Annotated in this window: 15 protein-coding genes and 1 riboswitch; of the genes, 7 read left to right on the top strand and 8 right to left on the bottom strand. The window is 71.5% G+C overall.

Going from position 1 to position 12,651, the window contains the following annotated elements; translation table 11 throughout:
* Positions 1–81: 81 nt before the first annotated feature.
* From ACZ7J0_RS05285 to ACZ7J0_RS05310, 6 genes are all read right to left on the bottom strand, one after another.
* Positions 82–936 (bottom strand): hypothetical protein, encoded by an 855-nt coding sequence (locus ACZ7J0_RS05285; protein ID WP_470884217.1) that lies wholly within the window; start codon positions 934–936, stop codon positions 82–84.
* 52 nt (positions 937–988) lie between these two features.
* A complete protein-coding gene (metF, locus tag ACZ7J0_RS05290; protein WP_470884219.1) occupies positions 989–1,906 on the bottom strand; it encodes a methylenetetrahydrofolate reductase [NAD(P)H] in 918 nt (305 codons plus the stop codon).
* 145 nt (positions 1,907–2,051) lie between these two features.
* Positions 2,052–2,702, bottom strand: coding sequence for a thiamine phosphate synthase (thiE, locus tag ACZ7J0_RS05295; protein ID WP_470884221.1), 651 nt, complete (start codon positions 2,700–2,702; stop codon positions 2,052–2,054).
* A 144-nt stretch (positions 2,703–2,846) separates the two neighbouring features.
* Positions 2,847–3,212 (bottom strand): Rv2175c family DNA-binding protein, encoded by a 366-nt coding sequence (locus tag ACZ7J0_RS05300; RefSeq protein WP_470884223.1) that lies wholly within the window; start codon positions 3,210–3,212, stop codon positions 2,847–2,849.
* Between the two features lie 123 nt (positions 3,213–3,335).
* Positions 3,336–4,610 carry an NAD(P)/FAD-dependent oxidoreductase gene (locus ACZ7J0_RS05305; protein WP_470884225.1) on the bottom strand — a complete coding sequence of 425 codons (1,275 nt, stop codon included), beginning with the start codon at positions 4,608–4,610 and terminating at the stop codon, positions 3,336–3,338.
* Positions 4,611–4,638: 28 nt separating this feature from the next.
* Complete coding sequence (locus ACZ7J0_RS05310; protein WP_470884227.1) at positions 4,639–4,980, bottom strand: avidin-fold protein; 342 nt, start codon at positions 4,978–4,980, stop codon at positions 4,639–4,641.
* Positions 4,981–5,031: 51 nt separating this feature from the next.
* Positions 5,032–5,144, top strand: a riboswitch (TPP riboswitch).
* On the opposite strand from ACZ7J0_RS05310, the gene thiO reads away from it, so the two are divergent.
* The 6 genes from thiO (at position 5,142) to ACZ7J0_RS05340 (ending at position 10,984) form a co-directional block, all read left to right on the top strand.
* Positions 5,142–6,320: a glycine oxidase ThiO gene (thiO, locus tag ACZ7J0_RS05315; protein ID WP_470884229.1), complete on the top strand. Its 1,179-nt coding sequence runs from the start codon at positions 5,142–5,144 to the stop codon at positions 6,318–6,320. It overlaps the preceding riboswitch by 3 nt.
* Positions 6,317–6,547, top strand: a complete 231-nt coding sequence (gene thiS / locus ACZ7J0_RS05320; protein ID WP_470884231.1) for a sulfur carrier protein ThiS — start codon at positions 6,317–6,319, stop codon at positions 6,545–6,547. Before thiO ends, thiS begins: the two co-directional genes overlap by 4 nt.
* Before the next feature lie 3 nt (positions 6,548–6,550).
* Complete coding sequence (locus ACZ7J0_RS05325) at positions 6,551–7,345, top strand: thiazole synthase (protein WP_470884233.1); 795 nt, start codon at positions 6,551–6,553, stop codon at positions 7,343–7,345.
* 113 nt (positions 7,346–7,458) lie between these two features.
* Positions 7,459–9,471 (top strand): Stk1 family PASTA domain-containing Ser/Thr kinase, encoded by a 2,013-nt coding sequence (gene pknB, locus ACZ7J0_RS05330; RefSeq protein ID WP_470884235.1) that lies wholly within the window; start codon positions 7,459–7,461, stop codon positions 9,469–9,471.
* Positions 9,472–9,477: 6 nt separating this feature from the next.
* Complete coding sequence (locus tag ACZ7J0_RS05335) at positions 9,478–10,332, top strand: deoxyribonuclease IV (protein ID WP_470884237.1); 855 nt, start codon at positions 9,478–9,480, stop codon at positions 10,330–10,332.
* Positions 10,333–10,408: 76 nt separating this feature from the next.
* Positions 10,409–10,984, top strand: a complete 576-nt coding sequence (locus tag ACZ7J0_RS05340; protein ID WP_470884239.1) for a DUF4396 domain-containing protein — start codon at positions 10,409–10,411, stop codon at positions 10,982–10,984.
* 34 nt (positions 10,985–11,018) lie between these two features.
* Here ACZ7J0_RS05340 and ACZ7J0_RS05345 read toward each other — a convergent pair whose 3' ends face one another.
* The gene (locus ACZ7J0_RS05345) at positions 11,019–11,651 is read right to left on the bottom strand and encodes a sulfite oxidase-like oxidoreductase (RefSeq protein ID WP_470884240.1); all 633 of its coding nucleotides are present in this window, start codon (positions 11,649–11,651) and stop codon (positions 11,019–11,021) included.
* 155 nt (positions 11,652–11,806) lie between these two features.
* Between ACZ7J0_RS05345 and bfr the strand changes: the two genes are divergently transcribed.
* Positions 11,807–12,286 carry a bacterioferritin gene (gene bfr / locus ACZ7J0_RS05350; protein ID WP_469118144.1) on the top strand — a complete coding sequence of 160 codons (480 nt, stop codon included), beginning with the start codon at positions 11,807–11,809 and terminating at the stop codon, positions 12,284–12,286.
* Here the strand turns inward: bfr and ACZ7J0_RS05355 are convergent, their stop codons facing one another.
* On the bottom strand, positions 12,287–12,583 hold the full coding sequence (locus ACZ7J0_RS05355) for a (2Fe-2S)-binding protein (protein ID WP_470884243.1): 297 nt from the start codon (positions 12,581–12,583) through the stop codon (positions 12,287–12,289).
* Between the last annotated feature and the right edge of the window lie 68 nt (positions 12,584–12,651).

The following is a 12,651-nucleotide window of genomic DNA, read 5'->3' on the forward strand; positions in this document are numbered from 1 at the left end:
GGCCGGCGGGAGCGGCCGGCCCTCCCGGTGACCGCCGAGCCATCACCGGCGAGCGGCTCGAGGATCCCGGAGCCGGGCCCGTCAGTACCGGTACTGCTGCTGGTCGCCGAGGCCGGGGTCGTAGCCGTAGGGCGATGGCTGTTCCTGGGGCATGGGCGGCGCGGCCTGCTCGCCGTCGCGCTGCTGCGGGACCCACACCCCGCCGGGCGGTGTGTCGTAGCCATGGGGCCGGCCGTACGGATCGGCGGCGGCGTAACCCGCGTACTGCTGCTGCCCGGTGCCGTAGTCGTACGAGCTGTACTGCGCGCTGTCCGGAGTCGGGCCGATGTACGGGTCGGAGTAGGCGGCGTATTGCGGCTGGCCGGCGCCGTAGTCGTAGGCGGCGGCGTACGCGTCCTGCCCAACGGGCTGTTCGTAGCCGGGGAGGTAGGGGTCGTACGAGCCCTGGCCGTCCGTCGAGGCCCGCCCCTGACCGCCCTGGTCCTGCTGCCGGTAGGCGGAGTCGTCGTAGACCCCGTACTGCCCGGTGTCGTCGGGAAGCGGCTGCGGCTCGTAGATCGCGGTGGTCTCCGCGGGCGACGTCTCCGGCTCCACGGGCTCATAGGAGAGGTCGGTGACCTCGAGACTCGCTCCGGCCGCCTTGGCCGGGGCACCGGATCTGCGCCGGCGGCTGGCTCCGGGGCTGCCGCCGAGCGCCCAGCCTGTGGAGAAGCCGCGCCGGAAGGAGAGCGTGACGTACGTCTGGCCGACCGCGAAGGCGATCGCCCCCACGACGATCACCAGGACGGACGGCAGGAGGACGCCGAGGACGACCCCCAGGAATCCCGTGAAGGCGAGCAACCGCCAGCGCAGACGTGCCTTGTACTGCAGCAGCACCTCACCGAGCAGCCACAGCGCGACGATTCCGAACGCGATGTAGAGGACCGTCCAGCCCATGCCCGCCCCTCCCCAACGGCCCCCCGCCCCCGGTGGGGGCGGGTACGGCCGGTCACGACTGCTTGTGCAGTCCGAGATTCTCGTAGATCTCGAGCGTCGCCGTGGAGTTGTTGAGCGTGATGAAGTGCAGACCGGGGACACCCTCGGACAGCAGCCGTGCGCAGAACTCCGTTGCGAACTCGATGCCAATGGAGCGTACAGCGGCGGGATCGTCCTTGACGGCGAGGATGCGTTCTTTCAGCTCGGCGGGGAAGGAGGCGTTGCTGAGCTCCCGGAATCGTTCCAGCTGCTTCACGCTGGTCACGGGCATGATCTCGGGGATGATCGGGGTCTCGCAGCCAGCCTCGCTGACACTGTCACGCAACCGCAGATAGTCCTCGGGGCGGAAGAACATCTGCGTGATCGCGTAGTCGGCGCCCGCGCGGCACTTGTCCACGAAGTGCCGGACATCCGAGTCCCAGTCGCTGGAACGCGGGTGCATCTCGGGGAAGGCGGCGACGCCGACACAGAAGTCGCCGGACTCCTTGATCAGCTGGACGAGCTCGGCGGCGTAGGTGACGCCCTCCGGGTGCTTGATCCAGTCGCCCATCGGGTCGCCGGGCGGGTCACCCCGGACCGCGAGGATGTTCCGGATCCCGGCGTCCGCGTACTGGCCGATCATGTTGCGCAGTTCGGCGATGGAGTGATCGACGGCGGTGAGGTGGGCGACCGGGGTCAGGGTGGTGTCGGCGGCGATCTGCTCGGTCGCCTTCACCGTGCCGGCGCGGGTCGAGCCGCCGGCGCCATAGGTCACCGAGACGAAGCTCGGGGCCACGGCCTCGACCCGGCGCAACGCGTTCCAGAGGTTCCGCTCGCCCTTCTCGGTCTTGGGCGCCCAGAACTCGAAGGAGTACGACGTTTTGCCGGTCGCGAGCAGGTCGCGCACGGTGCGTGCGCGATCCGTTCTGGTCGAAGCTGTGCCAAGGGCCATACCCGCAGGTTAGCCAGGGTGTGCCCGTCACCCAACCGGAGCAGGGGGATTTGGCCCGATTCGCCCGTTTCCCGTCCACACTTCGGACACTTTTCTGGACAGCTACCCCGAAAAGGACCCGATCCGTCCACGATGTGGACAGCGGTCAGGCTGAGCGTTCGCGGATCCGCTTGGCCAGCAGGGCCGTCGCCGCCGCCGGGTCCTCTGCCTCGGTGATGGCCCGTACGACGACGATCCTTCGGGCTCCGGCGTCCAGCACCTCGTCGAGATTGCCCGCGTCGATGCCGCCGATCGCGAACCAGGGGCGGTCCTGGTCCAGGGAGGCGGTGTAGCGCACGAGATCCAGGCCGGGCGCGTACCTCCCGGGCTTGGTCGGGGTGGGCCAGCAGGGGCCCGTGCAGAAGTAGTCCACGCCCGGCTCCGCGACCGCCGCGTCCACCTCCGCCTCGGCGTGGGTCGAGCGACCTATGAGCACCTCTTCGCCGAGGATCGCGCGCGCGGCCGGGACGGGCAGGTCGCCCTGGCCCAGGTGCAGGACGCCGGAGCCGATCGCATGGGCCACGTCCGCCCGGTCGTTCACGGCGAGCAGCACGCCGTGCCGACGGCAGGCGTCTGCGAACACGGTGAGGTGCTCGAGCTCCTCACCGGCCTCCATCCCCTTGTCGCGCAGCTGGACGATGTCCACGCCGGAGGAGAGGACGGCGTCGAGGAACTCGGGGAGGTCCCCCTGCCGCTTGCGGGCGTCCGTGCACAGATAGAGCCGGGCGTCGGACAGCAGCGCGCGAGGCGTGGGCATGAGGTGTTCCCCCCGTGTGGTGCGGTGGTGCGCGGAGCGGGTCTCCCCGGCCCGCGCACCACCTGTGTCGGTGTCATGCGGAACGTCGGCGTGATGCCGGCCCGGCGTCGGTGCCACCGGGTCGGCGCCTCATCCGGCGCGTCGTCAGACGGCGAGCGCCTGGGCGCGGCGCTTCACCTCCGTGCCGCGATTCTCGCTGAGCGCCTCCGCGGGTGTACCCGGCAGGGTCGGATCGGGAGTGAAGAGCCACTCCAGCATCTCTTCGTCGGTGAAGCCGTCGTCCTTCAGGAGCGTGAGGGTCCCGCTGAGACCCTTCACGACCTTGCCGTCCTTGATGAAGGCGGCAGGCACCTGGAGCGCCCTGTTCTCACCGCGGCGCACGGCGATCAGCTGGCCCTCCTTGACCAGCTGCCGCACGCGCGTCACCTCGACATCGAGGAGTTCCGCGATGTCGGGGAGGTAGAGCCAGGCGGGGACGAGAGCATCGGTCTTTGCGTCAATCTCGGTCACGGGACAAGCGTGCCATCCCGGACTGACAGTCGGTAGTCGGGCCCCACCGGAGGAGTCTGGGTGGGTGACGGGACACCGCCGTTGCGGCGACGCCGCCCTCCCGGACCGCGCCCCGGGAGGCCCTCAGACGGCCGCGGCCCTGAGGGCCACGGCCGGGTCGGCGGCCAGCGCCGGATCGAGCCGCGCGCCCGCCTCGATGAGCTTGCGCCCCTGCGCGAGGTCACGCGGCCTGCCGACGGCGAGCAGCGCCACCAGCGCGCCCTCCCGCAGCCAGACCACCGCCCAGGAGGGGGCGGCCGGGTCGCCGCGCCACACCAGGGTGTCGGCGGCCGGGTGGTGCCCGGCGTACTGCACGAAGCGGCCGAACTGCTCGGACCAGAAGTACGGAACGGGGTCGTAGAGCTGCGGGGGCTGCGGGGTCCGGGCCGTCTCGTCGAGGATGCCGGCCGCGACCACCCGCGGGCCCTGCAGGGCGTTGTCCCAGTGGTGCACCAGCAGCCGCTCGCCGTAGCGGGCGGACGGGAAGGAAGCGCAGTCGCCGACCGCGTACACCCCGGGGACCGAGGTGCGCAGCCGGTTGTCCGCGGTGATGGAGCCGTCCGGGGCGGTCTCCACACCGGAACCGGCCAGCCAGCCGGTGGCGGGCCGTGCCCCGATGCCGACGACCACGGCGCCGGCCGGGAGCAGCCGGCCGTCCTCCAGTGCGACCTCGCCGGGTTCGACGCGGGCCACCCGCGCGCGGGTGAGGAGTTCGGCGCCGCTCTCGCCGTACCAGTCGGCCATCGGGGCCGCGACCTCGGCGGGCAGCGCGCCCGCGAGCGGCCGCTCGGCGGCCTCGACGACGGTGACGGCGCAGCCCGCGTCCCGTGCCGCGGTCGCGAACTCGGCGCCGATCCAGCCCGCGCCGACGACCACGATGTCGTGCTGCCGCTCGAGGACCGGCCGCAGCCGCTCGGCGTCGTCGAGGGTGCGCAGCAGATGGACTCCGGGGACGCCCTCCGACCCGGGCAGGGTGATGGGCTCGGCGCCGGTCGCGACGACGAGTACGTCGTACGGGACGGGTCCGGCCTCGGTGTCCACCTCGCGCACGGCGGGCCGCAGCCCGGTGACCTCGAGGCCGAGGCGCAGCTCCACCCCGAGTGCCTCGAAGTCGACGTCGAAGGCGGACCCCTCGGCCTTGCCGAGCAGGACCGCCTTGGACAGGGGCGGCCTGTCGTAGGGCTGGTGCGGCTCCGCGCCGATGAGGGTGATCGCGCCGGTGTAGCCCTGTTCGCGCAGGGCGACGGCGGTCTGCACGCCGGCCATGCCGGCGCCGACGATGACGACGCGCCGCCCGGGTGCGGCCTGTCCCTGGCCGGGCGTCCGGTCCTGCGCCTGATTCTGCGTCTGCTCGCTCACCCGATCACCTTACGCACCTGACGGAACGTCAGGAAGGTAGCTGCTCCACCACGCTGGTGCCGCTGCCCTCCTGGGACTCCCACTCCCAGGTCTCGTCCAGCCGGACGCGCCCGTCCGCGAGCTCCGACACCGTGGAGACGCAATGCCCGGAAGAAGTGGATCCGTCCTGCTTCAGCTGGACGTACCGGAAGTCCAGCCGGTCCCCCGCGCGCGTGCCCACGAGATGGCCGCGGACCACATCCCCTCCGGCGTACTCGGCCCAGATCAGGCCGTCCTGTTGGTGGTACGTGAACCGGGTCCGCGTACCCACCTGACCGGGGGCCTGGTCGGCCACCGGGGCGAGAACGAGTCCGTCGAGCGAGCGGGCCACGATGAAGGCTCCCTTACAGCGCGTTGGAGGAGGAGGTTAGTCTGACCGACGAAGAGCACTCGCGGGAGCCCGGGCGTACCGGGCTGAGAGGGAGGCTGGCCGGCCTCCGACCGTACGAACCTGATCCGGGTCATGCCGGCGAAGGGAGGGGCTGGACGCCCATGCATCCACGTACGAGCCCATCCGACACGGGAACCGACGTCCTCGTCGTCGGGGGCGGAATCATCGGCCTGGTCACGGCCTGGCGGGCGGCGCGGCGGGGGCTGCGCACGGCCCTGGCCGATCCTGAGCCCGGCGGCGGCGCCGCCCAGGTCGCGGCGGGCATGCTCGCCGCCGTCACCGAGCTGCACTACGGCGAGGAGACCCTGCTCGGCCTCAATCTCGCCTCCGCGCGCCGCTACCCCGACTTCGTGGCCGAGCTCGAAGAGGCCACCGGCCACGACACGGGTTACCGCGCGTGCGGCACCCTCGCCGTCGCCCTGGACTCCGACGACCGGGCCCATCTGCGCGAGCTGCACGCGCTGCAACGGCGCTCCGGTCTGGAGTCGGAGTGGCTCACCGGCCGGGAGTGCCGCCGTCTGGAGCCGATGCTGGCCCCCGGTGTGCGCGGCGGCCTGCGGGTCGACGGCGACCACCAGATCGATCCCCGGCGGCTCGCGGCGGCTCTGGTCACCGCGTGCGAGCGGGCCGGGGTCGTCTTCCACCGCGCCTGGGCGGACCGGCTCTCGGTGGTTCGGGACCGGGCCGCCGGTGCCGTGCTCGCCGACGGCACGGAGCTCTCCGCCGACCAGGTCGTCCTCGCCGGGGGAAGCCTGAGCGGACGGTTCGCGGGGGTGCCCGCCGACGTCCTGCCGCCGGTCCGGCCGGTCAAGGGGCAGGTGCTGCGGCTCACCGTGCCCCCCGCCTACGCGCCGTTCCTCTCCCGGACCGTCCGGGCAGTCGTCCGGGGCAGCCATGTCTATCTGGTGCCGCGCGAGAACGGCGAGCTGGTCGTCGGCGCGACCAGCGAAGAGCTCGGCTGGGACACCACGGTCACGGCGGGCGGCGTGTACGAGCTGCTGCGCGACGCGCACGAGCTGGTGCCGGGCATCACGGAACTGCCGCTGACCGAGACCCGGGCGGGGCTCCGCCCGGGCTCCCCGGACAACGCGCCGCTGCTCGGCCCCACCGCCCTGCCCGGTCTACTGCTGGCCACCGGGCACTACCGCAACGGGGTCCTGCTGACGCCCGTCACCGGTGACGTCATGGCCGAACTGCTGGTCACGGGCGTGCTGCCGGACGAGGCGAGCGCCTTCACCCCGCATCGATTCGCCCGCGTACCCCAGGAGCAGCCCGCATGAGCGAGTCCGTGAACGCGTCCACGACGGTGCGCGTGTCCGTGAACGGCGAGGCCCGTGACCTGTCCGGGCCGACCACCCTCGACACCCTCGTCGCGACCCTCACCACCGCGCCGTCCGGCGTCGCCGCCGCCGTCAACGAGACGGTCGTCCCACGCGGCCAGTGGTCCGGGACCATGGTGGGCGAGGGCGACCGGGTCGAGGTCCTCACCGCGGTCCAGGGAGGCTGAACCATGGCCGACGATCTGTTCACCCTCGGCGACACCGTCTTCTCGTCGCGGCTGATCATGGGGACGGGCGGGGCGCCGAGCCTCGACGTACTGGAACGGTCCCTGGTCGCGAGCGGCACCGAGCTCACCACGGTCGCCATGCGGCGGCTCGACCCGACGGTCCAGGGCTCGGTGCTGTCCGTCCTCACCGAACTCGGCATCCGGGTCCTGCCGAACACCGCGGGCTGTTTCACCGCGGGCGAGGCCGTCCTGACCGCGCGGCTGGCCCGCGAGGCCCTCGGCACGGACTGGATCAAGCTGGAGGTGGTCGCCGACGAGCGGACCCTCCTGCCGGACCCCATCGAACTGCTGGACGCCGCGGAGACGCTGGTGGACGACGGCTTCACGGTCCTGCCGTACACCAATGACGATCCGGTCCTGGCCCGGAAGCTGGAGGATGTCGGCTGCGCGGCGATCATGCCGCTCGGCTCGCCGATCGGGTCGGGCCTCGGCATCCGCAATCCGCACAATTTCCAGCTCATCGTGGAGCACGCGCGCGTGCCGGTGATCCTGGACGCGGGCGCCGGCACGGCCTCCGACGCGGCGCTGGCGATGGAGCTGGGCTGTGCGGCGGTGATGCTGGCGTCGGCGGTGACGCGGGCACAGGAGCCGGTCCTGATGGCGGAGGCGATGCGGCACGCCGTGGAAGCGGGCCGGCTGGCGCACCGGGCGGGCCGGATCCCGCGCCGTCACTTCGCGGAGGCCTCGTCCCCCGTCGAGGGCCGGGCGGCCCTGGACCCGGAGCGCCCGGCGTTCTGACCCCCGCGGGCGGGGGGCCGCCGCACGCGCCGACTGTCACAGCTCGGCTTCGGTACGGCCCCCGTTTCCGCCGGGGCGTCCGGGATGTCGGCTGCGGCTCGTAAACTCGCTCCGTGGACACGACCCTTCAGGACCCCCTCGTCGGGCAGCTGCTCGACGGCCGCTATCGCGTCGACGCGCGTATCGCCGTCGGCGGTATGGCCACGGTCTACCGGGCCGTCGACACCCGGCTCGACCGGGTCCTCGCCCTCAAGGTGATGCACCCGGCGCTCGCCACCGACGCGTCCTTCGTCGAGCGGTTCATCCGCGAGGCGAAGTCCGTCGCGCGGCTCACGCACCCCAATGTCGTCGGCGTCTTCGACCAGGGCGCCGACGGCGCGTATGTGTACCTCGCCATGGAGTACGTGGCCGGGTGCACCCTGCGCGACGTCCTGCGCGAGCGGGGCGCCCTGCAGCCCAGGGCGGCGCTGGACATCCTGGAGCCGGTGCTCGCCGCGCTGGGGGCGGCGCACCGCGCCGGGTTCGTCCACCGGGACATGAAGCCGGAGAACGTACTGATCGGGGACGACGGCCGTGTGAAGGTCGCCGACTTCGGTCTCGTACGGGCCGTGGGCTCCGTGACCAGCACGACCGGCGCCCTCCTCGGCACCGTCTCGTACCTCGCGCCCGAGCAGATCGAGAACGGCACCGCCGACACCCGCGTCGACGTGTACGCCTCCGGCGTGGTGCTGTACGAGATGCTGACGGGCGCCAAGCCGCATGCCGGCGAGACCCCGGCGCAGGTTCTCTACCAGCACCTCAACGCCGACGTGCCCGCCCCGTCGGCCGCCGTCCCCGGCCTCGCCGTCGAGCTCGACGAGCTGGTGGCGAGCGCCACGGCTCGCAATCCGGAGATCCGGCCGCACGACGCCGTGGCGCTCCTGGCCCAGGCCCGAGAGGCCCGCGCCGCGCTCGGCGACGCGCAGCTGGACCTGACCCCGCCGCAGGCCCGGGCCGGGGCCGCCACCGGGGCGGTGCGCGGAGGCGTGTCCGGGGCAGTGTCCTCAGCCGCCTCCGACCGGGCGCCCTCAGCCGTGACGGCGTCCGAACAGCGGGACAGCGGTCCCGAGGACCGGACAAGCGTGATTCCCCGGGTCCTGCCCGCCGAGCAGGGCCAGGACGGCGTGCACCACACCGCCCGGCTCGTGATGCCCCCGCCGGAGCCGCCGCGCGCCCGTCCCCGGCGCGCGCTCGCAGCACCCCGGCGCGGCGTTCTCGCCGTGATCGCCGCCGTGCTGCTGGTCCTCGGCGTCGGCTCCGGCGTCTGGTACATCAACTCGGGCCAGTTCACCCGAGTCCCGGCGGTTCTCGGGCAGACGGAGGCCAAGGCCACCCAGCGCCTCACCGCCGCCGGACTCGACGTGGCCGGGGTCGAGCGCGCTTTCAGCGAGACGTACGCCCGCGGCACCGTCATGGGCACCGACCCGGCCCCCGGCGCCCGCATCCGGGGCAACGGCTCGGTGAAGCTCACGCTCTCCCGCGGCCCGCACATCGTGAAGGTCCCCGACCTCAAGGGCACCCCCCTCGACGAGGCCAGGCGCGAACTGGCCAAGGCCGGGCTCGCCCCGGGCGTCATCACCACCGCCTTCAGCGAGGACATCCCGCGGAACGCCGTGATCAGCTCGGATCCGAAGCCCGGAACCGAGCGCAGCCCCGACTCCGCGGTGGCCCTGGTCGTCAGCAAGGGCGCGCCCGTCGACGTCCCGGACGTGACCGGGGACTCCGTCGCCGAGGCCACCAGCACGCTCCAGGAGCTCGGTCTCACCGTGAAGGTCGCCGCCGAGCAGGTCCACTCCCCCCAGGACGCGGGGACGGTCGCCAACCAGTCCCTGGCCGACGGCAGCCGGGCCGCCCGGGGCGACACGATCACCCTGACCGTCTCCAAGGGCCCCCGGATGGTCGAGGTCCCCGATGTGACCGGTCAGAAGGTGGACGAGGCCACGGCCGCGCTCAAGGCCAAGGGCTTCGAGGTGGAGGTCGAGAAGAACTTCCCGTTCCTCGGCGACACCGTGTCGAGCCAGTCGGTGGACGGCGGCGACGAGGCCCCCGAGGGCAGCACGATCACCATCAAGACCAAGGGACTCTGAGAACTCATGCGCAACCCCGTCGGCGGCCATGTCCCCGTGGCCGGCGGCCTCGCCACGACCGGCCTCACCTACGCCCGCGAGCTGGGCGCCGAGACCGTCCAGGTCTTCGTCGCCAACCCGCGCGGCTGGGCCACCCCGGCCGGCAACCCGGACCAGGACGAGAGGTTCCGGGCCGCGTGCGCCGCCGAGGGCATATCGGCGTACGTCCACGCCCCGTACCTGATCAACTTCGGCTCGCACACCGAGGCCACCGCCGACCGGTCCGTGGACTCGATGCGCCACTCGCTGCGGCGCGCCCGGGAGATCGGCGCGCTGGGTGTGGTCGTCCACACCGGTTCGGCGACCGGTGGCCGGTCGCGCGAGGTGGCACTGGGGCAGGTACGGGAGCGGATGCTGCCGCTCCTCGACGAGCTGACCCACGACGACGACCCGTTCCTGCTCCTGGAGTCGACGGCCGGGCAGGGGTTCTCGCTGTGCTCGCGGACCTGGGACTTCGGGCCGTACTTCGAGGCGCTCGACCGGCATCCCAAGCTGGGCGTCTGCCTGGACACCTGTCACATATTCGCGGCCGGGCACGATCTGGCCGGACCGCACGGGATGACACAGACCCTCGATCTGCTGGTGGAGACCGTGGGCGAGGGGCGGCTGAAACTGATCCACGCGAATGACTCCAAGGACGTCGTGGGCGCGCACAAGGACCGTCACGAGAACATCGGTTCGGGTCACATCGGCGAGGAGCCGTTCCGCGAGCTGATGCGCCACCCCGCCACGGAGGGGGTTCCTCTGATCATCGAGACGCCCGGCGGGAAGGAGGGCCACGCGTCGGACGTCAAGCGGTTGAAGGCGCTCCGCGAGGGCTGAAATCCCTTGAGGAATACCCCTAGGGGGTATAGCGTTTCTGGTGTAGCCAGGAACGCTACCGAACTCTGGGGGAGCCATGCAGCGCGACGCGGACCACGTCGGTCACACAGGTCATGAAGGGCACGAAGGGCACGGCCATCGAGGACACGAGGGGCACAGCCACGAGGGCCATGGTCACGAGGGCCATGAGGGGCATACGCACCAGCACGGCGGCGGCAAGGTCAGCTGGTCCATGGCCGCCCAGGCCACCCTCCACTGCCTCACCGGCTGCGCCATCGGCGAGATCCTCGGCATGGTGATCGGCACCGCCCTCGGCTGGGGCAACATGCCGACGATGATCACGGCGATCATCCTGGCCTTCTTCTTCGGTTACGCGCTCACCCTGCGCGGCGTCCTCAAGGCGGGCGTCGGCTTCAGGACCGCCTTCCGGGTCGCCCTCGCCGCCGACACGCTCTCCATCGCGGTGATGGAACTGATCGACAACGGCGTGATCGCGCTGTGGCCGGGCGCCATGGACGCCCACCTCTCCGACGCCCTGTTCTGGGGAGCGCTCATCTCCTCGCTCGCCCTCGCCTTCGTCGTCACGACCCCGGTCAACAAGTGGATGATCGGCCGCGGCAAGGGCCACGCGGTGGTCCACCAGTACCACTGATCTCCACCAGTACCCGCAGGGGGTACGAGCGGCGCTAGAGCTCCGGGCCGTCCCCCGGCTCCTCCTGATAGGAGTAGCGCTGCTCGGTCCAGGGGTCGCCGATGTTGTGATAGCCGCGCTCCTCCCAGAAGCCGCGGCGATCGGCGGTCATGTACTCCACGCCCCGGACCCACTTGGGCCCCTTCCAGGCGTACAGATGCGGCACGACGAGGCGCAGCGGAAAGCCGTGTTCGGCGGTGAGCAGTTCACCGTCCTTGTGGGTGGCGAAAATGGAGCGGTCCGAAGCGAAGTCGGAGAGCCGCAGATTGGCGCTGAAGCCGTACTCCGCCCAGACCATCACATGGGTGACCGTGGGCGCCGGCGGGGCGAGGTCCAGGATCGTACGGGCGGGCACCCCACCCCATTCGGCCCCCACCATGCTGAACTTCGTGACGCAGTGCAGATCGGCCACGACCGTGGAGAACGGCAGGGCCGAGAACTCCTCGTGGTTCCAGCACCTTTTGTCGCCGTCCGCCGTGGCGCCGAAGACCCTGAACTCCCAGCGATCCGGCTTGAACTTGGGGACCGGGCCGTAGTGGGTGACCGGCCAGCCGCGCTGCAGCCGCTGCCCCGGCGGAAGCTCCGACTGCTCTGCTGTCCGGCGTTCCCCGCTCTCCGGCTGACCCATGCCATCCATGGTGACAGACTGCGAGGGGTGGTCATGACCAGGACCTACAGGATTGGTGCAACTCCTACTAAGCGTGCACTTACTGGACGCCACGCACCCCCGGTGCGAGGATGCGGCCATCCTGCCCAGTCATACGCGCGGAAGGAGCCTCTGCGATGCAGGGCGACCCCGAGGTCATCGAGTTCCTCAACGAGCAGCTGACCGCCGAATTGACCGCGATCAACCAGTACTTCCTGCACGCGAAGATGCAGGAGAACTTCGGCTGGACGAAGCTCGCCAAGTACACGCGCGCCGAGTCGTTCGACGAGATGAAGCACGCGGAGGTTCTGACCGACCGGATCCTCTTCCTGGACGGCCTGCCGAACTACCAGCGGCTCTTCCATGTCCGCATCGGCCAGACGGTCACCGAGATGTTCCAGGCGGACCGGCAGGTCGAGGTCGAGGCGATCGACCGGCTCAAGCGGGGCATCGAGGTCATGCGGGCCAAGGGCGACATCACCTCGGCGAACATCTTCGAGTCGATCCTCGCGGACGAGGAGCACCACATCGACTATCTCGACACGCAGCTGGAGCTGGTCGAGAAGCTCGGTGAAGCCCTCTACATCGCCCAGCTGATCGAGCAGCCGGAGAGCTGATCAGGCCGCTTCGGAGAGCCGCGGCGCCGCGTACGGTCCGGCTCCCGGGCCCGCCTGCGGGTCCACGGCCAGTTCGGCGAGCTCGGCGAGCGCCGGCTTGCCCTGGTCGACGAGATCACGCCGCGGGCAGTTGCCCCGGCCGAGGATGGCCTGGATGCGGCGTACGCACCCGCCGCAGTCGGTGCCGGCCTTGCAGGCGGACGCGATCTGGCGGGGCGTACAGGCTCCCGCGTCGGCGTGCTGCTGGACCTGCTTCTCGGTGACACCGAAGCACGAGCAGACGTACACGCGGTTCACCTCCCGCCGGGATCAGTGCGTGATCGATAAGGTGAACCTAACCTTACCTGGCACCTCGGGCCCTCGAA

It is taken from the genome of Streptomyces sp. NPDC038280 (genome assembly GCF_055600045.1).